Origin of the sequence: Streptomyces sp. YS415, assembly GCF_023544665.1 — a bacterium.
Taxonomy (GTDB): Bacteria; Actinomycetota; Actinomycetes; order Streptomycetales; family Streptomycetaceae; genus Streptomyces.
The window spans coordinates 21,132-42,921 of sequence record NZ_JAMJFL010000024.1; the positions used below are offsets into that span (position 1 = coordinate 21,132).

Annotated in this window: 22 protein-coding genes and 1 tRNA gene; 14 read left to right on the plus strand and 9 right to left on the minus strand. The window is 70.5% G+C overall.

Translation table 11 applies throughout. The features are described 5' to 3' along the window. Window positions 1-3: 3 nt before the first annotated feature. Window positions 4-1,029: an SMI1/KNR4 family protein gene (locus M8H82_RS26250; RefSeq protein WP_250077509.1), complete on the minus strand. Its 1,026-nt coding sequence runs from the start codon at window positions 1,027-1,029 to the stop codon at window positions 4-6. Window positions 1,030-1,327: 298 nt separating this feature from the next. Between M8H82_RS26250 and M8H82_RS26255 the strand changes: the two genes are divergently transcribed. Together M8H82_RS26255 and M8H82_RS26260 are read left to right on the plus strand one after the other, a co-directional pair. Next, window positions 1,328-1,855, plus strand: coding sequence for a YwqJ-related putative deaminase (locus tag M8H82_RS26255; RefSeq protein WP_250077510.1), 528 nt, complete (start codon window positions 1,328-1,330; stop codon window positions 1,853-1,855). Between the two features lie 41 nt (window positions 1,856-1,896). Next, on the plus strand, window positions 1,897-2,391 hold the full coding sequence (locus M8H82_RS26260; protein WP_250077511.1) for an SUKH-3 domain-containing protein: 495 nt from the start codon (window positions 1,897-1,899) through the stop codon (window positions 2,389-2,391). A 7-nt stretch (window positions 2,392-2,398) separates the two neighbouring features. Here the strand turns inward: M8H82_RS26260 and M8H82_RS26265 are convergent, their stop codons facing one another. Next, window positions 2,399-3,715, minus strand: a complete 1,317-nt coding sequence (locus M8H82_RS26265) for a sensor histidine kinase (RefSeq protein WP_250077512.1) — start codon at window positions 3,713-3,715, stop codon at window positions 2,399-2,401. Window positions 3,716-3,882: 167 nt separating this feature from the next. Between M8H82_RS26265 and M8H82_RS26270 the strand changes: the two genes are divergently transcribed. From M8H82_RS26270 to M8H82_RS26305, 8 genes are all read left to right on the plus strand, one after another. After that, entirely contained in the window at window positions 3,883-4,755 is an 873-nt protein-coding gene (locus tag M8H82_RS26270) for a hypothetical protein (protein ID WP_250077513.1), read from the plus strand. Between the two features lie 11 nt (window positions 4,756-4,766). Further along, window positions 4,767-4,837 (plus strand) — tRNA-Gln (locus tag M8H82_RS26275). Window positions 4,838-4,974: 137 nt separating this feature from the next. Continuing rightward, entirely contained in the window at window positions 4,975-6,423 is a 1,449-nt protein-coding gene (gene glmU / locus M8H82_RS26280; protein ID WP_250077514.1) for a bifunctional UDP-N-acetylglucosamine diphosphorylase/glucosamine-1-phosphate N-acetyltransferase GlmU, read from the plus strand. A gap of 144 nt (window positions 6,424-6,567) precedes the next feature. Beyond that, on the plus strand, window positions 6,568-7,548 hold the full coding sequence (locus M8H82_RS26285) for a ribose-phosphate diphosphokinase (RefSeq protein ID WP_250077515.1): 981 nt from the start codon (window positions 6,568-6,570) through the stop codon (window positions 7,546-7,548). A gap of 188 nt (window positions 7,549-7,736) precedes the next feature. Further along, entirely contained in the window at window positions 7,737-8,330 is a 594-nt protein-coding gene (locus M8H82_RS26290) for a 50S ribosomal protein L25/general stress protein Ctc (RefSeq protein WP_250077516.1), read from the plus strand. A 79-nt stretch (window positions 8,331-8,409) separates the two neighbouring features. Then, the gene (gene pth / locus M8H82_RS26295; RefSeq protein WP_250077517.1) at window positions 8,410-9,012 is read left to right on the plus strand and encodes an aminoacyl-tRNA hydrolase; all 603 of its coding nucleotides are present in this window, start codon (window positions 8,410-8,412) and stop codon (window positions 9,010-9,012) included. A 109-nt stretch (window positions 9,013-9,121) separates the two neighbouring features. Further along, window positions 9,122-9,610 carry a hypothetical protein gene (locus tag M8H82_RS26300; protein ID WP_250077518.1) on the plus strand — a complete coding sequence of 163 codons (489 nt, stop codon included), beginning with the start codon at window positions 9,122-9,124 and terminating at the stop codon, window positions 9,608-9,610. Window positions 9,611-9,776: 166 nt separating this feature from the next. Beyond that, window positions 9,777-10,451: an LPXTG cell wall anchor domain-containing protein gene (locus M8H82_RS26305; protein WP_250077519.1), complete on the plus strand. Its 675-nt coding sequence runs from the start codon at window positions 9,777-9,779 to the stop codon at window positions 10,449-10,451. A gap of 72 nt (window positions 10,452-10,523) precedes the next feature. On the opposite strand, the gene ppc is transcribed toward M8H82_RS26305, so the two are convergent. After that, on the minus strand, window positions 10,524-13,265 hold the full coding sequence (gene ppc, locus M8H82_RS26310; protein ID WP_250077520.1) for a phosphoenolpyruvate carboxylase: 2,742 nt from the start codon (window positions 13,263-13,265) through the stop codon (window positions 10,524-10,526). A gap of 310 nt (window positions 13,266-13,575) precedes the next feature. Here ppc and M8H82_RS26315 point away from each other — a divergent pair, with 310 nt between their 5' ends. After that, window positions 13,576-14,586, plus strand: coding sequence for a fatty acid desaturase (locus M8H82_RS26315; RefSeq protein WP_250077521.1), 1,011 nt, complete (start codon window positions 13,576-13,578; stop codon window positions 14,584-14,586). Next, window positions 14,583-15,260: a TetR/AcrR family transcriptional regulator gene (locus M8H82_RS26320; RefSeq protein WP_250077522.1), complete on the plus strand. Its 678-nt coding sequence runs from the start codon at window positions 14,583-14,585 to the stop codon at window positions 15,258-15,260. Before M8H82_RS26315 ends, M8H82_RS26320 begins: the two co-directional genes overlap by 4 nt. Here the strand turns inward: M8H82_RS26320 and M8H82_RS26325 are convergent. Together M8H82_RS26325 and M8H82_RS26330 are read right to left on the minus strand one after the other, a co-directional pair. Then, window positions 15,257-15,628, minus strand: a complete 372-nt coding sequence (locus M8H82_RS26325; RefSeq protein WP_250077523.1) for a VOC family protein — start codon at window positions 15,626-15,628, stop codon at window positions 15,257-15,259. The two genes, M8H82_RS26320 and M8H82_RS26325, sit on opposite strands and share 4 nt — an antisense overlap. Then, window positions 15,625-16,419, minus strand: a complete 795-nt coding sequence (locus M8H82_RS26330; protein WP_250077524.1) for a trans-aconitate 2-methyltransferase — start codon at window positions 16,417-16,419, stop codon at window positions 15,625-15,627. The genes M8H82_RS26325 and M8H82_RS26330 overlap by 4 nt, the downstream gene beginning before the upstream one ends. Window positions 16,420-16,512: 93 nt before the next feature. Between M8H82_RS26330 and tamR the strand changes: the two genes are divergently transcribed. Next, window positions 16,513-17,010 carry a MarR family transcriptional regulator TamR gene (gene tamR / locus M8H82_RS26335; RefSeq protein WP_030941878.1) on the plus strand — a complete coding sequence of 166 codons (498 nt, stop codon included), beginning with the start codon at window positions 16,513-16,515 and terminating at the stop codon, window positions 17,008-17,010. Window positions 17,011-17,036: 26 nt separating this feature from the next. On the opposite strand, the gene M8H82_RS26340 is transcribed toward tamR, so the two are convergent. Next, the gene (locus M8H82_RS26340; RefSeq protein WP_250077525.1) at window positions 17,037-17,804 is read right to left on the minus strand and encodes a response regulator transcription factor; all 768 of its coding nucleotides are present in this window, start codon (window positions 17,802-17,804) and stop codon (window positions 17,037-17,039) included. Window positions 17,805-18,034: 230 nt separating this feature from the next. Between M8H82_RS26340 and M8H82_RS26345 the strand changes: the two genes are divergently transcribed. Further along, window positions 18,035-18,490 carry an N-acetyltransferase gene (locus M8H82_RS26345; RefSeq protein WP_250077526.1) on the plus strand — a complete coding sequence of 152 codons (456 nt, stop codon included), beginning with the start codon at window positions 18,035-18,037 and terminating at the stop codon, window positions 18,488-18,490. On the opposite strand, the gene galK is transcribed toward M8H82_RS26345, so the two are convergent. From galK to galT, 3 genes are read right to left on the minus strand one after another with little or no spacing between them, the layout of a single operon-like run. Continuing rightward, window positions 18,474-19,634 (minus strand): galactokinase, encoded by a 1,161-nt coding sequence (gene galK, locus M8H82_RS26350; protein ID WP_250077527.1) that lies wholly within the window; start codon window positions 19,632-19,634, stop codon window positions 18,474-18,476. The two genes, M8H82_RS26345 and galK, sit on opposite strands and share 17 nt — an antisense overlap. Beyond that, window positions 19,634-20,596, minus strand: coding sequence for a UDP-glucose 4-epimerase GalE (gene galE / locus M8H82_RS26355; protein ID WP_250077528.1), 963 nt, complete (start codon window positions 20,594-20,596; stop codon window positions 19,634-19,636). The genes galK and galE overlap by 1 nt, the downstream gene beginning before the upstream one ends. Beyond that, a complete protein-coding gene (gene galT / locus M8H82_RS26360) occupies window positions 20,593-21,654 on the minus strand; it encodes a galactose-1-phosphate uridylyltransferase (RefSeq protein WP_250077529.1) in 1,062 nt (353 codons plus the stop codon). The genes galE and galT overlap by 4 nt, the downstream gene beginning before the upstream one ends. Between the last annotated feature and the right edge of the window lie 136 nt (window positions 21,655-21,790).

Below are 21,790 nucleotides of genomic sequence, written 5' to 3' on the forward strand. Positions count from 1 at the left end.
AACTCACTCCCCAGACACGGAAGAAGACACCGGCACGGAACGGGCGAAACCACCGTCGACCATCAGATTCGCCACCGTCTCCAACTCGGGCGGAGAACCCGCCAGCCGGGAGAGGAAGGCATCGAAGTCGTCACCGCAGGGCAGCAACAGCCGCTCCACCCGTTCCGCCGGCGACCAGGACGGATCGACGTCCCGCGCATCGTCGTACGCGCAGAACCAGACCGAACCGATCCGCTCGCCCTTCACCTTCACCGCCAGCAGACCGCCCTGGACGAAACCGACACCCAGGTAGTCCTTGGTCAGATGGTCCCGCAGGCACTTGTTGACGTAGACGAGGTCATTGACCGCCGCCTCCTCGCGCACTGTGAAGAAGGGCTGGTCGATCAGCAGACCCAACTCCGCGTCCAGCGCGGTCCCCACCGGCGCGCAGCCGCCCGCCGCCTTCAGGAAGGACCGGTACGCGCCCGGCAGCCGGTACCCGAGGTCCTCCTCGACGCCCAGCACCTGCGCCTCGCTCACCGCCACCCCCGACTTGGGCAGACCGATGTGCGCCGGACGCGTCTCCTGCAGCGGCCGCGTGCCCCGCTTGTTCTGGTCCACCGCCGCGGTGGCGATCCCGCCGTGATGCCGCAGCAGCGCCTTGACCTCCACCGGAACCAGCTCGAGCCGCCGCGAGGCCGCCGCGTGGTGCCACGTCCAGCCGTGCGGCGTCGCCACCGACGGCACCGTGTCCCACAGCTCATGACCGGTGGCCGCCAGCGCCGCGTTCGCCGACACGTAATCCGTCAGGCGCAGTTCGTCGACGCCGAAACCCTCCGGGGGATCCGCGATCTCCGCCGCCGCCCGCGCGTACGGCGAGAAGTCGGGATAGCCGTGCTCGTCGATCCGCACCCCACGCGGATGACGGGCAGCCCGGACCGGATCCGGGAAGTGCACGACCTGCCCGGCGTAGGCCGCGTTCGGCGGCGCGGCGTGTCCCCCGGCCTGGCGGCCGGGAGGTGCCCCCAGCCCGAGCCGACCTGTCGTCATGGCGGTTGCCCCCTGCGGCGTTCTGGTACGGCACGCAATGACCCTCCTCGGCCACTACGCCCCGTAACGACTGTCTCCACGCGTCAACCGCATGGATCGCGGTGCCGACAGCCTATGCGGTACGACGACACGGGTCACCGGGCACCGGTCAGGGCCCCTCCGCTTCCGTGACCAGCCGTCACCTCGCCGTGACAGCCTGCCCAAACCCGGGCGTGTCGCAGCGCCCCAGCTTCCGCAGCAGCCACGCCATTTGGCACTCTGTGTCGTCCGGGGGGATGCACGGGAGGGGACAACGACCATGAACGCGACGCAGACAGGACCACACGGAGGCCCGAGAACGAGCCCGTCCGGCGACCCCCGGGTCGGCTGGAGCGCCACCGACGCCCGGCACGCCCCCACCCTGCTCCACCGCCGTGACGGCATACTCCCCACCGTCGCCGCCGCCCTCTCCGTCCGCGGCGCCACCCTCACCGGCACCGCCGCCCGCGGCGACCAGCCGCCCGCGCTGCACCCACTCGTCCAGGACTTCCTGGACACCCTGACCAGCGCCCAGCGCGACCGCTTCACCGGCCGCTGCGCCGAGACGATCCTGATCTCGCGGCACATCGCCGCCGCCGACGCCGCCCGCAGCAAACGTGCCGCCCGCAAACCCATGACCAACGGCGAGGCCCGCAAGGCCCTCAAGCAGGCCAAGCTCACCGCCCGCCGCATCCGCGAGGACGGCGACCCCCTGCACGGCAGCTTCGCCGCCCCCTGCCGCGCCTGCACCGCCCTCAGCGCGCACTTCGGCGTCCGGATCGTCGACCCCGCCGCCACCGACGACTGACGACCGACGCCCGTCCTTCACACCCGCACGATTGAGGGCAGATGCACCCGGACCGCACCTCCACCACCCGCTTCCCCGTGCCCGTCGACGCCGCCCTGCGCGCCGCCGGCTGGCAGCCCGGACGCTGGGACATCAAGCAGGCCGAGATCTGGGCCGACGCCCTGCGCGACCACACCTCGCCCGCCGGCCACCGGCACACCGTCTTCCCCGCCGCCGTGGAGGCCTGGGCGGAATTCGGCGGACTGCACATCACCCCGCCCGGACCGGGCCGCCAGGTCGCCCCCGCCAGCGTCCACCTCGACCCGCTGCACGGCCTGCACATGGCCCGCACCCTCGGCGACCTCGGCCGCGCCCTCGACACCGAGGTCTGCCCCCTCGGCGCGGAGACCGACACCGACGCCCTGCTCGCCATCGACGCCGAGGGCCGCGTCTACACCCTCGACCACACCGGCGACTGGTACCTCGGCCCCGACATCGACCTGGCGCTCAGCACCCTCGTCGCGGGCACCGAACCGGTACGGCTCACCGCGCCCTGAACCGGCCTCACGCCGCCGGAATCACCGCCGACACCCGGAACCCCCCGGCATCCGTGGGCCCCGACACGAACACCCCGCCCAGCGCGGCCACCCGCTCCTTCATCCCCACCAGGCCGTTGCCGCCCGACGGCAACCGCGCCGAGGACGCGGACGCCGCCTCCGGCGGGGGCTCGTTCTCCACCTGCATCGCGATCTCGGCGACCCGATGAGCCAGCCGTACGTGCGTCTTCGCGCCCGCCGCGTGCTTGTGCACGTTGGTCAGCGCCTCCTGCACCACGCGGTACGCCGTCTGCTCCACCTCCGGCGGATAGCCCCGCACGTCGCCCTCGACCGAGAGGTCGACCACCATGCCCGCCGCCGCGGACTGCCCGATCAGCTCGTCCAGCTCCTCCAGGCACGGCCCCTCGGCCGGGGCCCGCTCGTCCTCCACGGCCCGGGAAGCCGCCGCCGCGGCAGCCGCCCCGACCGCCGCCAGCGGCACCACCGGACGCCGCGCGGCGAGACCGTCGGTGGCGCGCAGCACGCCGAGCATCTCGCGCAGCTCGGTCAGCGCCTGCCGGCCCATGTCACCGACCAGGGCCGCGTTCTTGACGGCCTTCTCCGGATCCTTGCGAGCGACCGCCTGCAGCGCCGCCGCGTGCACCACCATCAGACTCACCCGGTGCGCCACCACGTCGTGCATCTCCCGGGCGATCCGGGTGCGCTCCTCACCGCGCGCCCACTCGGCCCGCTCCTCCGCGCGCTCCGCGAGCAGTTGCAGCTCCCGCTCCAGACTGTCCGCACGCTCCCGCAGCGACTCCATCAGCCGCCGGCGCGCACCCACGTACAGCCCGAGCAGCAGCGGGGGCGCGGTCATGCCCAGCGAGGTGGTGATCGCACCGAACGGCACGAACCAGTCCCCGAACTGCAGATCGCCCTGATCCACCCCCTGGCGCAGCCACACGAACGTCACGATCAACATGCCGACCTGGGACATCGCGGCCAGCGCGCCGATGATCCGGCGGGGCAGTTCGGAGGCGGCCAGGGTGTAGAGGCCGACGACGATCATCAAGAAGCCCATCTGGGCGGGCATGACGGCGATCGAGACCAGCACGACCGCGATCGGCCAGCGCCGCCGCACCACCAGCACCGAACCGGCGAGCACCCCGAACAGCACACCCACGAACGCCGGGATCCCCGCGTCCGCCGCGAAGCCGAACCCTTTCGCCCCGCACTCCAGCGCGGACACCGCGGCCAGACCTATGTCCAGCACGGCACTGCGCCACCTCGCCCACCACCAGGGCCCTCCCAGGGCCCCGGCGTGCTCTTCCCCCGTCGTGGTCATGACTCCAGCCTACGGGCGGGGGCCGACGCTTTTCCGGTGAGTTTCCGGGACTGGCCTACACCACGCGGCAGGGCCGACGGACGGCGAAACAACCCGAAATACCTCGAACTGCTGAATCGCTCACCGTTCGACACCGGAACCGATCATTCCGTCCGGACGGTATGCCTATGGCACATCCACCGACCAAATACACCGACTTCGAAGCACTACGGGAACGGGCGACGGCCTTGCGCCGAGCGGGACTCAGCCGACGCCGGATCCGCGACGAACTCCACGTCGACAACAACGACCTCCTCAACCGCCTCCTGGAGGGCGAGCCACCTCCGGAATGGACGAAGCGCCCGAACGCGAAGGACGACCTGAGGGACAAAGCGCGAGAGCTACGACTCCAGGGCTGGACGTACGACCAGATCCAGGTGGAGCTGGGCTGCTCGAAAAGCTCGATCTCCCTGTGGGTACGCGACCTGCCGAAGCCGGAGCGCCGCGATCCGGCGGAGCAGGCGAAACTCGCGGCGCGAAAGCGCTGGGAACACGAACTCGCCGTCCGCGACGAGCAACGCCAGCACGTCAAAGCTGCGGCCGCAGCGGAGATCGGCGCGTTGTCCACGCGGGAACTGTTCCTGTTGGGCGTGGCCCTGTACTGGGCCGAGGGCACCAAGGACAAGCCGTACTCACGCCGCGAGAACGTCGCCTTCGTCAACAGCGACCCAGGCATGATCGAGGTCTTCCTGGCCTGGCTCGACCTCCTCGGAGTTGAGCGCGAGCGCCTTCGCTTCACCGTGATGATTCACGAGAACGCAGACGTAGCGGCGGCAGAGCACTTCTGGGCCGATCTCGTCGGTGCCGACCAATCCATCTTCAACAAGACGACACTCAAGAAACACAACCCGAAGACCGTCCGCAAGAACGTCGGCGACTCCTACCGCGGCTGCCTGGTGATCAAAGTCCTGCAGGGGGCCGACTTGTACCGTCGCATTGAAGGCGCCTGGTACGGCATAGTGTTGTCCGTGCGCGAAGCCGATCAATCAAATCGGACATAGCGCGCTAACCATCCCGGATCGTCTAAAGGTAGGACAAACGGTTTTGGTCCGTTGAATGAGGGTTCGAGTCCTTCTCCGGGAGCACGGAACACGCAAGCTCACTTCGGGTCCTGACTGCCATACGGCGCCAGTCAGGACCCGCTCTCATAACCCCCACGAAACGCCCCGGTATCCTGCGGATGTCACCCCTCCCCATCCCAAAAGCCGAAGGGCAACCCCGTGAGCGCCATTCGCCCGGCAGCCGTCGTCGTTCTCGCAGCGGGTGAGGGCACCCGTATGAAGTCGGCCACACCCAAGGTCCTGCACGAGATCTGCGGCCGCAGCCTCGTGGGTCATGTGCTCGCCGCCGCGCGTGAGTTGCAGCCCGAGAACCTCGTCGTGGTCGTCGGCCACGCCCGCGAGAAGGTCACCGCGCACCTCGCCGAGGTGGACGCCGAGGTGCGTACGGCCGTGCAGGCGCAGCAGAACGGCACGGGGCACGCCGTACGGATGGCCCTGGAGGAGCTCGGCGGCACCGTCGACGGGACCGTGGTCGTCGTCTGCGGCGACACGCCGCTGCTCACCGGCGCCACTCTCCAGGCCCTGGCCGCCACCCACTCCGCCGACGGCAATGCCGTGACCGTGCTGACGGCCGAGGTGCCGGACGCGACCGGGTACGGGCGGATCGTGCGGGACGGGGCCTCGGGCGCTGTGACCGCGATCGTGGAGCACAAGGACGCCGACGCCTCCCAGCGGGCGATCCGGGAGATCAATTCCGGGGTGTTCGCCTTCGACGGGCAGTTGCTCGCGGACGCGCTGGGGAAGGTCCGTACGGACAACAGCCAGGGCGAGGAGTACCTGACCGACGTGCTGGGGATCCTGCGGGAGGCGGGGCACCGGGTGGGGGCCTCCGTCGCGGGTGATCACCGGGAGATCGCCGGTATCAACAACCGGGTGCAGCTGGCCGAGGCGCGGCGGATCCTCAACGACCGTCTGCTCACGGATGCGATGCTGGCCGGGGTGACGGTCGTGGACCCGGCGACCACCTGGGTCGATGTGACGGTGAGCTTCGAGCAGGACGCCGTGGTGCACCCGGGCACTCAGCTGCTGGGTGCCACGCATCTCGGGGAGGGCGCGGAGGTGGGCCCGAACTGCCGGCTGTCCGACACCCGGGTGGGTGCGGGGGCGCGGGTGGAGGTCACGGTGGCGGACCGGGCCGAGGTGGGTGCGGGGGCGACGGTGGGTCCGTACGCCTATCTGCGGCCGGGGACCCGGCTGGGTGCCAAGGGCAAGATCGGCACGTATGTCGAGACGAAGAACGCGTCGATCGGGGAGGGGACGAAGGTTCCGCACCTGTCGTACGTCGGTGACGCGACGATCGGCGATCACACGAACATCGGTGCCGCGAGTGTCTTCGTGAACTATGACGGGCAGGACAAGCACCACACGACGATCGGGTCGCACTGCCGTACCGGTTCGGACAACATGTTTGTGGCTCCTGTCACGGTCGGGGACGGGGCGTACACCGCTGCCGGGTCGGTGATCACCAAGGACGTACCGCCCGGTTCGCTGGCCGTGGCCCGTGGCCAGCAGCGGAATATCGAGGGCTGGGTGGCCCGTAAGCGTCCGGGGAGCGCGGCGGCGAAGGCGGCCGAGGCGGCGTCCGGGCGGGCGGAAGACGGAAGCTGACCGGAAACAGGTGCGTCGGGGACGGCGTACCGTGATAAGTGCACATCCGCACCTAACCAGCTGAGACGGCCGCTCGCACCCAGTCGGGACGGGCTGGTGCGGCCTCTCGACATCCAGCTGAGACACCTCTGAGGAGACAGTGCTGTGACCGGGATCAAGACGACCGGCGAGAAGAAGATGATGTTCTTCTCCGGCCGCGCCCACCCCGAGCTTGCCGAGGAGGTCGCCCACCAGCTGGGTGTCGGGGTCGTCCCGACGAAGGCCTTCGACTTCGCCAATGGCGAGATCTATGTGCGCTATCAGGAGTCGGCGCGCGGTGCGGACTGCTTTGTGATCCAGAGCCACACGGCTCCGATCAATCAGTGGATCATGGAGCAGTTGATCATGATCGACGCGCTGAAGCGTGCGTCGGCCCGCTCGATCACGGTCATCGTGCCGTTCTACGGTTACGCGCGCCAGGACAAGAAGCACCGTGGCCGTGAACCCATTTCGGCGCGTCTGATCGCGGATCTGATGAAGACGGCGGGTGCGCACCGCATTCTGACGGTCGATCTGCACACGGATCAGATCCAGGGCTTCTTCGACGGTCCGGTGGATCATCTGTTCGCGCTGCCCCTGCTGGCGGACTATGTGGGCCGCAAGGTCGACCGCGCCAAGCTGACGGTGGTTTCCCCGGACGCCGGCCGGGTGCGGGTCGCCGACCGCTGGTGCGACCGGCTGGGCGCGCCGCTGGCGATCGTGCACAAGCGGCGTGACAAGGATGTGGCGAATCAGGTGACCGTCCACGAGGTCGTGGGCGAGGTCAAGGGACGGGTGTGCGTCCTGGTCGACGACATGATCGACACGGGTGGCACGATCTGTGCCGCGGCCGACGCGCTGTTCGCGCACGGTGCGGAGGATGTCATCGTGACGGCCACGCACGGTGTGCTGTCCGGTCCCGCGGCGGACCGTCTGAAGAACTCCCGGGTGAGCGAGTTCGTGTTCACGAACACGCTGCCGACGCCGGGTGAGCTCGCCGGCGACCTGGACAAGATCACGGTGCTGTCGATCGCGCCGACGATCGCGAGTGCGGTGCGCGAGGTGTTCGAGGACGGTTCGGTGACGAGCCTGTTCGACGAGCAGTGAGCCGGTAGATCGATTTCGTGCGGCCTCCCCTGCCGAGTAGACTGCTCAGGTTGCTCGGCGAGGGAGGCCGTACTCATTGAGGTGCACTCGGTGGGGTACGGCGATCCGTTATCGACGCGCTCTTCGTAGCAGGCCGTTCGTGGCCGGGTGACCTTGTCCGTTTCTCACCCATACGAGGAGTGATCGTTATGTCCGAGGTGAAGATCTCCGCCGAGACGCGCAGCGAGTTCGGCAAGGGTGCCGCGCGCCGCATCCGCCGTGACAGCAAGGTTCCCGGTGTGCTGTACGGCCACGGTTCGGACCCGCTGCACCTGACCCTGCCGGGTCACGAGCTGCTGCTGGCGCTCCGTACGCCGAACGTCCTGATCGCTCTGGACATCGACGGCAAGACCAACGAGCTGGCGATCCCGAAGTCCGTGCAGCGTGACCCGATCAAGGGTTTCCTGGAGCACGTCGACCTGCAGCTCGTGCAGCGTGGCGAGAAGGTCAACGTCGAGATCTTCGTGCACACCGAGGGTGAGCTGGCTGCCGGTGGCAACCTGCTGGAGCACGTGCTCAACGCGCTGCCGGTGGAGGCCGAGGCGACGCACATCCCCGAGTCGGTCACGGTGTCCATCGAGGGCCTGTCGGCCGGTGACTCCATCCTGGCCAAGGACATCTCCCTGCCCAGCGGTGTGAAGCTCGGCGTCGACGAGGACGCGGTCGTCATCCAGGTCCTGGCCGCGCAGGCGGAGGAGGCCTCGGAGGGCGAGGCCGAGGGCGACGAGGCCGCCCAGGCCTGAGCCTGATCTGTTCACTGCCCACAGCAGGCCGACAGCCGCCGTTTCCCCGGAAGCGGCGGCTGTGGCGTATCAAGGAGACATGGACGTGACTTCCGACCCGAGTGCCCCCTGGATCGTCGCCGGTCTCGGCAATCCCGGGCCCGAGTACGCGATGAACCGGCACAACGTGGGGTTCATGGTGGCGGATCTGCTGGCCGAGCGGATCGGGGGGAGGTTCAAGCGGGCCGGGAAGGCGCAGGCTCAGGTCGTGGAGGGGCGGATCGGGCCGCCGGGGCCGCTGAACCGCCGGGTGATCCTGGTGAAGCCGATGTCGTTCATGAACCTCTCCGGTGGTCCGGTGAACGCGCTGAAGGATTTCTACAAGGTGCCGGTGGCCAGCATCGTGGCTGTCCATGACGAGCTGGACATCGACTACGGCACGCTGCGGCTGAAGCTCGGTGGCGGTGACAACGGGCACAACGGTCTGAAGTCGATGACGAAGGTGATGGGTGCCGACTATCACCGGGTGCGGTTCGGGATCGGGCGGCCGCCGGGGCGGATGCCGGTCGCCGACTTCGTGCTGCGGGACTTCGGCGCCACCGAGCGCAAGGAGCTGGACTACCTCGTGGACCGGGCGGCGGACGCGGTGGAGTGCCTGGTCATCGAAGGGCTGGAGCGGGCGCAGGGGACGTACAACTCGTAGTGCCGCGGTGTGTTCCCCGCCGGTGAACTCTGCGATGCCGCGGGGGCGCCGGCGTTCCGGCCACGGGCGACATTGACTTTCAGCAAGGCAATGGCCAAAGATCGCGGCCATGCCTACCGCCGTCATCTCCAGCCCGGGCGCCGTCACCGCACTGCGGTTCGGACGCGCCGCGGCCATGGGTACGGTCGCGGTGCTGATCCTGATCGCGGGCGTGTGGGCGTCATGGGGGACCGCCCAGCACGTGATGCTCACCAAGGGGCGCGAGAGCGGCACCGTCGAGGTGACCCGCTGCGCCGAGGACATCTGCACCGGCCCCTACACCCCCCTCTCCCGGGGCTCGCAGCCCCGCGACCGCGTCGTCATCGAGCACACGGCCGCGGTCCGCAAGGGCCAGACCTACTCGGTCATCATCAAGCCGGGCTCCGACGACGTCGTCCGCTCCGGCCCGTCCGGCATCCTCTACGCCTGGGTCCCGCTGGGCGGCGCGCTGCTGCTGGCCTCGGTCGTGGTGGCGGGCGGGCTGCGCCGGACCGGGGCCGCCTGGGCGCTGGCGGGCACCGGAGCCGCGTTGCTCACGGCGGCCTTTCTCACGGTATGAGCGTGCCCCCTTCCTCAGGGGCTGAGCGGTCTGAGCAGTGCCGGGGCCGTAACCCTGTGAAGAAACCGAGTGTTGTCCCTTCGTGATTGACCTGGAGTCAGGGCCGGCTGGAAGCTGAGCCGCCCCCTCCACTTCCGCCCTTCCCCGTCACGAAGTTGGACTGCCCATGCGTACCCTCGCCCGCGCCGGCGCCCTGTCCGCCGTCGCCTCGGTGGCGCTGTTCCTCGCGCCCGCCGCCCATGCCACCCCGCCCGGGGACAACGGCACCGTGAAGATCCACGACGCCACCACCGACGAGGAGCTGCGCCACAACGAGCCCCACGTCTGCTCCTTCTACCTCGACGCCTTCGGCTTCGACGGGGGACAGCAGGTCGACTGGCGCATCGAGTCCTGGGCCCCGACGGCCGGTGTGAAGGGTGAGACCGTGAAGTCCGGCGAGCTCGCCCTGGACACCGAGGGGCACGGCCGCAGCGACGACATGACGCTGCCCGACGGCCACTACAAGCTGTTCTGGACCTTCGAGGGGGAGAAGGGGTCCGCCAAGCACAAGGTCTTCTGGACGGACTGCGAGGAGTCCGGGGAGCCCGGGGAACCAGGCAAGCCCGGCCAGTCCGCCGGCCCGTCCCCGGACACGAGCACCATCCCCTCCCCCTCCTCCACCGCCACTGCCCCTGCCGGCGCCGAGCCGTCCGCGGCCCCCTCCCCCCAGGGCGGCGGCAGCGGCCCCGGGGGCGATCTCGCCGAGACCGGCAACGGCGCCCCCGTGGCCCTGCTGAGCGGCATCGCGGCCACCCTGGTCGCAGCGGGCGGCTACCTGCTCCACCGCCGCCGCTCGGCCTGACCCCCCAGCACACAGCGGTGCCCCCGGGCCGGTACGAGGCTCGGGGGCACCGCCGTTGCGCGAGGGGAGGCGTCAGCCGGTGTTGCGCAGCCCCGCCGCCACGCCGTTCACCGTCAGCAGCAGCGCCCGGGACAGCAGCGGATCCGCCTGCTCCCCCGCGGCCGCCGCGTCGCGCTGGCGCTTGAGCAGGGCGACCTGGAGGTAGGAGATCGGGTCCAGGTAGGCGTCCCGGATCGAGAAGGTCTGCTTGAGCACCGGGGTGGCGTCCAGCAGTTCCGCCTCGCCCGTCACCTTCAGCACCTCGCGCACGGTCAGCTCGTGCTCGGCCTTGATGGTCTCGAACACGTGCTTGAGCTCGTCGGGGACGAGGGTGTCGACGTAGTGCTGGGCGATGCGCAGGTCCGTCTTGGCGAGCGTCATCTCCACGTTGGAGATGAAGTTGCGGAAGAAGTGCCACTGCTCGTGCATCTCGTCGAGCACGGTGTCCAGGCCCGCCTCGCGCAGCGCCTTGAGCCCCGAGCCGACGCCGAACCAGCCGGGCACGATCTGCCGCGACTGGGTCCAGCCGAACACCCAGGGGATGGCGCGCAGTCCGTCGAGGGAGACGCCCGAGCCGGGGCGGCGGGAGGGCCGCGAGCCGAGGTGCAGGTCGGCGAGCTGGTCCACCGGCGTCGACGCGAGGAAGTACGTCGGCAGGTCCGGGTCCTCCACCAGGCGGCGGTAGGCGGCGTGGGCGGCGTCGCTCACCACGTCCATCGCCGCGTCCCAGCGGGCCAGCGCCTCGTCGGACTGGCGCGGGGCGGTGTGCAGGGCGGACGCCTGGAGCGTGGCCGCGACGGTCAGCTCCAGGTTCTCCCGGGCCAGCGACGGCACCAGGTACTTGTCGGAGATGACCTCGCCCTGCTCGGTCACCTTGATCTCGCCCTCCAGGGTGCCCCAGGGCTGGGCGAGGATCGCGTCGTGCGAAGGGCCGCCACCGCGGCCGACGGTGCCGCCGCGGCCGTGGAAGAGCCGCAGCCGTACGCCGTAGCGGTGCGCCACGTCGCGCAGCCGCCGCTGCGCCCGGTGGATCTCCCACTGCGAGGTGGTGATGCCGCCGAACTTGGAGGAGTCGGAGTAGCCGAGCATGACCTCCTGGACATCGCCCCTGAGCGCCACCAGACGCCGGTAGGACGGGTCGGAGAGCATGTCCTCCAGGATGGTGTCGGCGGCCTTGAGCTCATCCGTCGTCTCCAGCAGCGGCACGATGCCGATCTTCGCCCAGCCGGCGTGCAGATCGATCAGCCCGGCCTCGCGGGCCAGCACGGCGGCGGCGAAGACGTCGTCGGCGCCCTGGCACATCGAGATGATGTACGACTCGATGACCTCGGGCCCGAAGACCTCCAGCGCCCGTCTGACGGTCTGGAAGACCCCGAGCGTCTTCTCCCCGGCCGCGTCCACCGGCGCCGGCGAGGGGGCCAGCGGCCGCCGGGACCTGAGTTCCTTGGCGAGCAGCTTGCCCCGGTAGTCGCGCGGCATGTCGGCGTACCGCCAGGACTCCTCGCCGAGCCGGTCGAAGAGCTGGCCGAGGGCGTGGTGGTGGGCGTCGGCGTGCTCGCGGACGTCCATCGTGGCGAGCTGCAGGCCGAACGCGGACAGCGTGCGGATCGTGCGGTTCATCCGGCCGTCGGCGAACAGTTCCCCGCGGTGCTCGCGCAGCGAGGTCTGGATCAGCACGAGGTCGCTCAGCAGCTCGCCGGTGCCGAGGTAGTCGCGGCCCGGCTCGTGCGGGATGCCCTTGGCCAGGCGCTGCTTGGTGTTCTCCAGCTTCTGGCGGATGCAGGTGGCCTTGAGCCGGTAGGGCTCCTCGGCGTTCAGCCGCTTGTAGCGGGGGCTGATCTCCGGCAGGCGCTCCAGGTCCTCGTTCAGCGACTGAAGCAGCTCCTGGGTGGCGCCCGTGTAGCGGATGGAGTTCGACAGGAAGCCGCGCAGCTCGTCGATCATCTCCAGGGCGTCGTTGATGCCGTGCTCGTGCTGCAGGATCAGCACGTCCCAGGTGACCTGCGGGGTGACGTTGGGGTTGCCGTCGCGGTCGCCGCCGATCCAGGTGCCGAAGGTGAGCGGCCGGGTCTCGTCGGGCAGCTTGACCCCGACCCGCTCCAGCTCGGCGGTGAGGTCCTCCAGTACGTCCCCGACGGCGCCGGCGTGCAGCTCGTCGAGGTAGTAGATGGCGTTGCGGGCCTCGTCGGCGGGCTCCGGGCGGACGACGCGCAGTTCGTCGGTCTGCCAGACGAGGTCGATGTTCTCCGCCAGACGGGTGTCGTAGCGGCGGCGGTCGGCCTCGATGACCGGGGTCTCCAGCAGGGCGGCGATGCGCCGGAGCTTGTTCAGCACCGACCGGCGCGCGGCCTCGGTGGGGTGGGCGGTGAAGACCGGGCGGACGTTGAGGTTCTTCACCGTCGCGCGCAGGTGCTCGGGGTCGGCGTCCTTCAGCCGGTCGGCCGTGCGGGCCAGCAGGCCGCCCTCGGCGGCGCGCCTGGCGCGCAGCTCGCGTCCGCGGTGCACCTGCTCGGTGACGTTGGCGAGGTGGAAGTAGGTGGAGAAGGCGCGGACCAGCTTGGCCGCGGTGTCCAGCTCGGTGCCGCGCAGCAGCTCCGCCGCGGCCTCGCCGTCCTCGCGGGTGAGTCGGCGGACCCTCTCGACCAGCTCGAGAAGTTCCGGACCCTCCTGCCGGACGAGGGTCTCGCCCAGGAGATCGCCCAGGCGCCTGATGTCGGCGCGCAGCTCGCTGCTGGTCGACGTGGTGCTCGTGGTCAGGTCGTCGGCACTGCTCACAGATGCGGCTCCTTGCAGTGTTGAAGCTCGTCCGGGAGGGAACCCGTCAGCTCGTCCCGCGCGGCGGCTGCCGCATACGGGACGGACATCCGGGAAGAATTCAGAGCGGACCGCGCTGTCCGACCGACTCCAAGGATAGGTGTCCGTGCGGACGCGCAGACTCTCAGGGCTCTTGCCGCCGGGCGACGCGCTGCCATACTTACGACGCCGTAGGTTACGGAACCGTAGGAACCGTGGTAACGGAACCAGGGAACGGTTGCCGGAACAGTCGGCCTCAGCCTCACCACCCACGACCCCACAGGGGACGCCCATGACCACGAGCTCCGATGTGATCGAAGACGCCCCACAGGCGAACGACGACACTCCCGCTACCCCAGCGACCCTCGGCGGCGAGAAGAAGGGATCGCTCGAACAGTTCGCGCTGCTCCTCTTCATCGTCGTCCCGTTCCTGGCACTGGCCGCCGCGGTGCCCCTGGCCTGGGGCTGGGGCGTGAGCTGGCTCGACCTCGGTCTGCTGGTCTTCTTCTACTACTTCGCCTGCCACGGCGTGACGATCGGCTACCACCGCTACTTCACCCACGGCTCCTTCAAGGCCAAGCGCCCGCTGCGCATCGCGCTCGCCATCGCCGGCTCGATGGCCGTCGAGGGGCCGCTGGTCCGCTGGGTCGCCGACCACCGCAAGCACCACAAGTTCTCCGACGCCGAGGGCGACCCGCACTCGCCGTGGCGCTATGGCGAGACCCTGCCGGCGCTGATGAAGGGCCTGTGGTGGGCGCACATCGGCTGGATGTTCGACGAGGAGCGCACCCCGCAGGACAAGTACGCCCCGGACCTGATCAAGGACCGGGCGATCCGCACGATCTCGCGGAACTTCATCTACTGGACGGTCCTGTCGCTGGCGCTGCCCGCGCTGATCGGCGGCCTGGTGACGATGTCCTGGTGGGGCGCGTTCACGGGCTTCTTCTGGGGCTCCCTGGTCCGGGTGGCGCTGCTGCACCACGTGACCTGGTCGATCAACTCCATCTGCCACGCGGTCGGCAAGCGGCCGTTCAAGTCGCGGGACCGCTCGGGCAACGTGTGGTGGCTGGCGATCCTGTCCTGCGGCGAGTCCTGGCACAACCTGCACCACGCCGACCCGACCTCGGCGCGGCACGGGGTGATGCGCGGGCAGGTGGATTCCTCCGCGCGGCTCATCCGCTGGTTCGAGCAGGCGGGCTGGGCGTACGACGTGCGGTGGCCGTCACGCTCGCGTATCGATTCCCGTCGCAGCGCCGCGGATGACGGCTCCCGGCGGGGGGCGGATGCCGCCAAGGCGGCATGATTGACGACGTGGCGACCGACTCCAGCAATACCCCGAGCAACGAGAAGCCGCGGCGCGCGCGCCGTACCCGGATGACCGGTGCGGAGCGTCGCCAGCAACTGCTGGAGATCGGTCGCACCCTCTTTGCCGCGAAGGGTTTCGAGGCCACGTCGGTGGAGGAGATCGCGGCGAAGGCCGGGGTCTCCAAGCCGGTGGTGTACGAGCACTTCGGCGGCAAGGAGGGCCTGTACGCGGTGGTGGTGGACCGCGAGATGCGCCGTCTGCTGGACATGGTCACCAGCTCCCTGACGGCCGGTCACCCCCGTGAACTGTGCGAACAGGCGGCCTTCGCGCTCCTGGACTACATCGAGGAGTACACGGACGGCTTCCGCATCCTGGTCCGCGACTCCCCCATCCCCCAGTCCACGGGCTCCTTCGCCTCCCTGATCTCGGACATCGCCACCCAGGTGGAGGACATCCTCGGCCGGGAGTTCAAGAGCCGGGGCTTCGACCCCAAACTGGCCCCCCTCTACGCCCAGGCCCTGGTCGGCATGGTCGCCCTGACCGGCCAGTGGTGGCTGGACGTCCGCCGCCCGAAGAAGGCGGAGGTGGCGGCCCACCTGGTGAACCTGGCCTGGCACGGCCTGGACGGCCTGGAGGCCAAACCCCACCTGATAGGCCGCCGCAAGGCCTAGGCCGGCTCGTCGAGCGGCTCCAGGAACTCCAGGCGGTTGCCGACGGGGTCGCGGGAGTGGAAGCGGCGGTGGCCGGGCAGGTGCTCGTCCCACCGCACCTCGGCGCCATGCGCCCGGAGCCGGGCGCCGTAGGCCTCGATCCCGGTGACACGCAGCCCGGGGTGCGCCTTCCTCGCCGGCTGGAAGTCCGCCTCGATGCCGAGATGGAGCTGGACGGCACCGGCCTGGAACCAGCAGCCCCCTCGGGCGGCGAGCGCCGCGGGCTTGGGGATCTCGGTCATGCCGAGGACGCCGGCGTAGTACGCCCGCAGCCGTTCCTCGGAGCCGGGCGGCGCGGCGAGCTGGACGTGGTCGACGGCGGTGATCACCGCGCCTCCTTGTGGGCCACGGCGAAGATGCGGCGGAACGGGAACGGTGTGCCGTGGGGGCCCGCCGGGTAGGCCGTGCGCAGGGCCGCCCGGTACTCGGCGAGGAACGCCTCCGTGGCCGCCGGGTCGTCGGCGAGAGCCGTCAGCACGGGCCTGAGGGCAGTGCCCTTCACCCAGTCCAGGATCGGGTCCTCGCCGGACAGGAGGGGGATGTACGTCGTCTCCCAGGCGTCGACCGTGCAGCCGAGGTCGGTCAGCCGCTCCAGATAGGCCGCGGGCGTGAGCACCGCGTCACCGTGGCGCAGGGTGCCGTCCAGGCCGTGCCGGTCGGCGAGCTCGCGCAGCAGGCGGTGGCTCGGGGAGCCGAAGTTCCCGGGGACCTGGAAGGCGAAGGTGCCGCCGGGTGCGAGTCCGTCGATCCAGTCCGCGAAGCGGTCCGCGTGGCCGGGGACCCACTGCAGAGCGGCGTTGCTGACGATGAGGTCGTACGGCTCGGCGGGCGTCCAGGTGCGGACGTCGGCGTGGGCGAAGTCGAGGTGGGGGCCGGCGTGGGCCCGGGCGTCGGCGAGCATCTCCGGGGAGTTGTCGTAGCCGGTGATGCGGGCGGTGGGCCAGCGCTCCGCGAGGACGGCGGTGACGTTGCCCGGGCCGCAGCCGAGGTCGGCGATCCGGGGTGCGTCGCCCGGCAGGTCGGGGACCCGGGCGAGCAGGTCGGCGAAGGGCCGGGCGCGGTGGCCGGCGTGACGCAGGTACTGCGCGGGGTCCCAGGTGGGAGCGGCGGCAGCGGACATGGCGGGGCCTCCTGTCTGTCGTTCTCCAGCCTTCATCCAAGGTCTCTTGACGTCAAGAGACTTCACATCGACACAACCACTACACTGATCGTCATGGAGGACGAGGTCGATCGGCTGGTAGCGGCGTGGCGTCGGGAGCGCCCGGACCTCGACGTGGAACCGCTGGAAGTGCTCAGCCGTGTCAGCAGGCTGGCCCGGCACCTGGATCGCGCGCGCCGGCTGGCCTTCGCCGAGCACAGCCTGGAGCCGTGGGAGTTCGATGTGCTCACCGCGCTGCGGCGTGCGGGCACGCCGTATCAGCTCTCCCCCGGGCAGTTGCTGACGCAGACCCTGGTGACCTCCGGCACGATGACCAACCGCATCGACCGGCTCGCGAAGAAGGGCCTGGTGGAGCGGCTCCCCGACCCCAGCGACCGCCGGGGCGTGCTGGTCCGGCTCACCGACGAGGGCCGCGACCGAGCGGACCAGGCCCTGGCCGGACTGCTGGACCAGGAGCGCGCCATCCTCGCGGAGCTCTCCCGCGCGCAACGGGGTGAACTCGCCGGGCTTCTGCGCCAGTTGACGGCCCCCTTCGACAACATCCCGGGCTAGCCGCACAGCCCCGCGCCCCCGGTCCGCTACGCCAGCTGGCCGCCGCGGGTCACCACATCGCCCGCCAGGTCCGCCGGGCCCACTCCCGCCCGGCGGGCGAGTGCCACCGCGGCGAGGGTGCTGTGGACGCCCAGCTTGCCGAGGACGTTCTGCATGTGGGTGCGGACGGTGTGCGGGGACAGATACAGGCGCTCGGCGACCGCCTTGCGCCCCAGGCCCGCCACCATGCACCGCAGGACCTCCCGCTCGCGCGGGGTCAGCGACTCCACCAGCCGCTCGCTCTCGGTGCGGTGCTTGCGTGCGGCCGTCAACTCGCGCAGCACCCCGGTCAGCAGGGCCGGCGGAAGATGCGTCTCCTCGCGCAGGACCCCGCGGATGACGGTCAGCAGCCGAGACAGCGAGCAGTCCTTGGCCACCCACCCCGACGCCCCGGCCTGCAGCGCCAGCGCCGCCCGCCGCGGGTCGTCCTTCTCGGCGAGCACGACGATCCGCACCCCGGGCTGCGCGGTACGCACCCCGGCGACGAGGGAGATGCCGTCGACCAGACCGTCCTCCCCCACCTCCTGGACCGGCACGGCGGGCCGTACGCCCGGCGCCACACCTCCCAGGTCGGCGTCGACGAGCAGGACGTCGTACCGGCGCCCCTCGGCGGCGGCGCGCTCCAGGCTGCGCAGCGCGGCCGGACCGCTGCCCGCGGCGGAGACGTCGACGTCGGGCTCGGCGGCCAGGGCGGCGGCGAGCGACTCGGCGAAGATACGGTGGTCGTCGACGACCAGGACTCGGATGCGAACCACTGATACCCCCACTGGTCCGGAGTACGAAGACCGGCGCGGGTACGACACCCGGAGGTGGTCGCAGAGCCGCACGGCCGCCGCCGTGCAGAAACTGTTACCCCCACCGCGGGCGTCGTACCCGACTGTCTCGCCCCCTGATCAGCACCGGCCCCCACCGGCGCTGTTCATCAGAGTACGGGCGGGGGCCGGGAGCGGAAGGCAATTTGCAGAACTGGCCCGTTGACACGCTTATGGTGAGCCGCATGTTCCGAATGGTGACAGAAGTCGACAAAGAGCGACGCGATCTTCTTCGCGCCCGGCTGCGGGAGACCAACACCGCGGCCTCCCCGGTCATCAGCGCGCTGCGCGGAACCCCGGGGGAGCGTGAACTGCCGCTCCACATCTGGATGCTGGACGGCGGGGGCGGCCTGGCCGGCGGCCTCGTCGGGCACACCTGGGCGACCTGGCTCCATGTGACCTACCTCTGGGTCGACGCACGGCACCGCGGTGTGGGGCTCGGTTCGCGGCTGCTCGCCGAGGCGGAGCGGCTGGCGCGCGAGGAGCGGGGCTGTGCCGCCGTACGCCTGGAGACCTGGGACTTCCAGGCGCCGGAGTTCTACCGGCGGCTGGGGTACGACGTGGTGTGCGTGATCCCCGACTATCCGCCGGGGATCACGGAGTTCACACTGGTCAAGCGGCTGGGCTGAGGCGGCGGGCGCCCGCCGCGGGGACCGCCTCGAAGACGCGCGGGGCCGTGAACCCGGCTGCCGCGAACGCCTCCTGGACCGCCTTGGTGATGGTGTCCGTGTCGGCCGCCTCGGCCAGCACGATCGCCGAGCCGCCGAAACCACCACCGGTCATCCTCGCGCCCAGCGCGCCGGCCGCGAGAGCGGTGTCGACGACCAGGTCCAGCTCAGGGCAGGAGATCCGGAAGTCGTCGCGCAGCGAGGCGTGGCCCGCCACCAGCACGGGACCGATCGCGCGGGTGTCGCCGGACTCCAGCAGCGAGACGACCCGCTCCACCCGCTGGTTCTCCGTCACGATGTGCCGGACCAGCCGGACGATCTCCTCCTCGTCGCCGAGGCGTTCCAGCGCCGCGTCGAGTCCGTCGTACGGCACGTCCCTGAGCGCGTCGACGCCGAGCAGGGCCGCACCCTTCTCGCAGCCCGCGCGGCGCTTGCCGTACTCGCCCTCGTTGTGGGCGTGCTTGACGCGGGTGTCGACCACGAGCAGGCGCATGCCCTCGGCCGCGAGGTCGAAGGGGATCTGCTTCTGGGAGAGGTCCCGGGTGTCGAGGAAGAGCGCGTGCCCCTCCTCGCAGCAGGCGGAGGCCGTCTGGTCCATGATCCCGGTGGGGGCGCCGACGTAGACGTTCTCGGCGCGCTGGCACAGCCGGGCCAGCTGCCACCGCGGCAGGCCGAGGTCGTACAGGTCGTTGAGCGCCAGGGCGATCACGACCTCCAGGGCCGCCGAGGAGGACAGGCCCGCGCCCGCCGGGACCGTCGAGGCGAGGTGGACGTCCGCGCCGGTGACCGGGTGCCCGGCCTCGCGCAGGGCCCAGACGACCCCGGCCGGGTACGCGGTCCAGTTCCGGTCGCTCTGCGGCGCGAGGTCCGCCAGGCGCAGCTCCGCCACCGGGCCCTCGATGTCCGCCGAGTGCAGGCGCAGGACGCCGTCCGTGCGCCGGGAGACGGCCGCGACGGCCGTGTGCGGCAGCGCGAAGGGCATGACGAAACCGTCGTTGTAGTCGGTGTGCTCACCGATGAGGTTGACGCGGCCGGGCGCCGACCAGACTCCTTCCGGGCCGGTTCCGTAGAGCTCGACGAAACGGTCCCGCACCTGCTGCCCCACTACTGCTCCCTTGTGATCTTCTGCGCGAACTCCCAGGCGTCCGCGACGATCCCCGCGAGGTCGGCGCGCGAGGGGTTCCAGCCCAGCTTCTCCCGGGCGGTGGCGGCGGACGCCACCAGGACCGCCGGGTCGCCGCCCCGGCGCGGGGCCACGATCTCGGGGATCGGGTGCCCCGTCACCTTGCGGACCGTCTCGATGACCTCGCGCACCGAGAAGCCGTTGCCGTTGCCGAGGTTGCAGATCAGGTGCTCGCCGGGCCGTGCGGTCCGGACGGCGCGCAGGTGGGCGTCGGCCAGGTCCGCGACGTGGATGTAGTCGCGCACGCAGGTGCCGTCCGGCGTCGGGTAGTCGTCGCCGAAGACGGAGATGGCGTCCCGGCGACCCTGCGCCACCTGGAGGACCAGCGGGATGAGATGCGACTCGGGGTCGTGGCGCTCGCCGAACTCGCCGTAGGCGCCGGCCACGTTGAAGTAGCGCAGCGACACCGCGGCCAGGCCGTGGGCGACCGCCTCGCTCGTGATCATGTGGTCGACGGCGAGCTTCGAGGCGCCGTAGGGGTTGGTCGGCTCGGTCGCCGCGGTCTCGGTGATCGGGACCTGCGTCGGCTCGCCGTAGGTGGCCGCCGTGGAGGAGAAGACCAGCTTGCGCACGCCCGCCTCGCGCATGGCGCCGAGCAGCGCCATGCTGCCGCCGACGTTGTTCTCCCAGTACTTCTCGGGCCGTACGACCGACTCGCCGACTTGGGAGGAGGCGGCGAAGTGCAGCACGGCCTCGTAGGAGGGGTCCAGCCACTTGCCGGCGTCGCGGATGTCGCCCTCGACGAAGACGGCGCCCGCGGGCACGCCCTCGCGGAAGCCGGTGGAGAGGTCGTCGAGCACGGTGACCTCGTGCCCCGCCTCCAGCAGATGCTGGGCGACCACGCTGCCGACGTAACCCGCGCCACCCGTGACCAGGTACTTCATGAACTCGCTACCTCTCGCAGTCGCTCGGCCGCGCGCTCCGGCGGCACGTCGTTGATGAACACGCTCATGCCGGACTCGGAACCCGCGAGGAACTTCAGCTTGCCGGAGGTGCGGCGGATGGTGAAAAGCTCGAGGTGCAGCGCGAAGTCGTCGCGGACGACACCGTCGAACTCCTCCAGCGCGCCGAACGGCGCCTGGTGCCAGGCGGCGATGTAGGGCGTCGGAGACTCCGCCTCGCCGAAGATCCGGTCGAAGCGCTTCAAGAGTTCCAGATAAACCTGAGGGAATTCCGAGCGCGCGTCCTCGTCGAGCCCCAGCAGGTCCGGCACCCGGCGGCGCGGGTACAGGTGGACCTCGTACGGCCAGTGCGCGGCGTAGGGCACGAAGGCGACCCAGTGTTCACTCGCGAGGACTACGCGCTCGTCGGCGAGTTCACGCTCCAGGACGGCGTCGAAGAGGTTCTGGCCGCCCGTGGCCTCCTTGTGCTGGGCGAGCTGACGCAGCATCAGCGCGGTGCGCGGGGTGGTGAAGGGGTAGGCGTAGATCTGCCCGTGCGGGTGCCCGAGGGTCACGCCGATCTCGGCGCCGCGGTTCTCGAAGCAGAACACCTGCTCGACGGAGGGCAGATGGGACAGCTCCGAGGTGCGGTCGGTCCAGGCGTCCAGCACGAGACGCGCCTGCTCCTCACCGAGGTCGGCGAAGGAGGCGTTGTGGTCGGAGGTGAAGCAGACCACCTCGCAGCGGCCGGAGTCACCGGCCAGCGAGGGGAAGCGGTTCTCGAACACCACGACGTCGTAGGAGGAGTCCGGGATCTCGCTGAGCCGCTCGCCCTGAGAGGGGCACAGGGGGCACTCGTCGGCCGGCGGGTGGTAGGTGCGCCCCTGCCGGTGCGAGGCGATGGCGACCGCGTCGCCGAGCAGCGGGTCGCGCCGGACCTCGGACGTGGTGACGGTGCGCTCCAACGGCCGCCGGTCCACCGCGTCCCGCACGCCGTCGTCGCGCAGGTCGTAGTAGATCAGCTCGCGACCGTCGGCCAGTCGGGTCGAGGTCTTCTTCACGCCGGACTCCCTATTCGAGCCACACAATCATCAAACAGAACTCAACACATCGAAACATGACTCCCCTCAACCGTCAACATCACAATCCAACAAAGACCACCATCCGACGTGTTCAATTGCTGAACGCGGAGGCGTA